This is a genomic window from Herbaspirillum sp. B65, from assembly GCF_000333555.1.
GTDB lineage: Bacteria > Pseudomonadota > Gammaproteobacteria > Burkholderiales > Burkholderiaceae_D > Herbaspirillum > Herbaspirillum rubrisubalbicans.
In genome coordinates this window covers 1-1,670 of record NZ_BADI01000596.1, presented here as the reverse complement: position 1 = coordinate 1,670, position 1,670 = coordinate 1, and the positions used below count along the sequence as shown (strand labels likewise).

The window sequence follows — 1,670 nt, the reverse complement described above, 5'->3', positions numbered from 1 at the left end:
TCAACCAGGGCGGCAAGCGCAAGGGCGCGGTCTGCGCCTACCTGGAAACCTGGCACATGGACATCGAGGAATTTCTCGAACTGCGCAAGAACACCGGCGACGATCGCCGCCGCACCCACGACATGAACACCGCGAACTGGATTCCCGACCTGTTCATGAAGCGCGTGATGGAAAAGGGCGAGTGGACCCTGTTCTCGCCCTCCGACACCCCGGACCTGCACGACAAGTTCGGCCGTGCCTTCGAAGAAGCCTACACCGCCTATGAAGCCAAGGCCGCCCGTGGCGAGTTGAAGCTCTTCAAGAAGGTGCCCGCCAACGACCTGTGGCGCAAGATGCTGTCGATGCTCTTCGAAACCGGCCACCCGTGGATCACCTTCAAGGATCCCTGCAACATCCGTTCGCCGCAGCAACACGTGGGCGTGGTCCACAGCTCCAACCTGTGCACCGAGATCACCCTGAACACCAACGACAGCGAAATCGCGGTCTGCAACCTGGGTTCGGTGAACCTGCCGGCGCACCTGGTCAATGGCGAGCTGGACCATGCCAAGCTGCAAAAGACCATCCGCACCGCCATGCGCATGTTGGACAATGTCATCGACATCAACTACTACGCCGTCAAGAAGGCGCGTGATTCCAACCTGCGTCACCGTCCGGTGGGCATGGGCATCATGGGCTTCCAGGACTGCCTGCACATCAAGCGCGTGCCGTATGCCTCGATGGACGCTGTCGAATTTGCCGATCGCTCCATGGAAGCCGTCTGCTACTACGCCTACATGGCCTCGACCGAGCTGGCTGAAGAGCGCGGCCGTTACGCCTCCTACCGCGGTTCGCTGTGGGATCGCGGCATCCTGCCGCAGGACTCCCTGAAGCTGCTGGCGCAAGAGCGCGGCGGCTACCTGGAAACCGATACCACCGAGACCCTGGACTGGGCTGCCCTGCGTGCCCGCATCGCCGAACATGGGATGCGCAACTCGAACTGCGTGGCCATCGCCCCGACGGCGACCATCTCCAACATCATCGGCGTGTCCGCTTGCATCGAGCCGACCTACCAGAACCTGTACGTGAAGTCGAACCTGTCGGGCGAATTCACCGAGATCAACGAGTATCTGGTGCGTGACCTGAAGGCTCGCGGCCTGTGGGATGAAGTCATGGTCGCCGACCTCAAGTATTTCGACGGCAGCCTGGCCAAGATCGACCGCATCCCGCAAGACCTGCGCGACATCTACGCCACCGCCTTCGAAGTGGATCCGTCCTGGCTGGTGGAAGCCGCCTCGCGTCGCCAGAAGTGGATCGACCAGGCCCAGTCGCTCAACATCTACATGGCCGGTGCTTCCGGCAAGCGCCTGGACGAGACCTACAAGCTGGCCTGGTTGCGTGGCCTCAAGACCACCTACTACCTGCGCACCATCGGCGCCACCCATACCGAGAAGTCCACTTCCCGTGCGGGTGCCCTGAACGCCGTGGCCGTTGACGGCGGTGCGGGTGCGATGGCATCGGCCTCGGGTACGGCTGTGCCGGCAGCACCGATCGCTTCGGCTGCTGCTGCATCGGCTGCCTACGTGATGCCGAACCCGGTGCTTCGATCGAAGCCGATGGTCGCGTCTGCACCATGCGTCCGGGCGACCCGGGCTTCGAAGAGTGCGAAGGCTGCCAGTAAGCAAGCAATCCGG

Annotated in this window: 1 protein-coding gene; it reads left to right on the top strand. The window is 62.8% G+C overall.

Translation table 11 applies throughout. The features are described from left to right. Positions 1-1,670: ribonucleoside-diphosphate reductase subunit alpha (locus I5W_RS14115; protein ID WP_374702137.1), on the top strand; the 1,670-nt coding region annotated here is incomplete at both ends.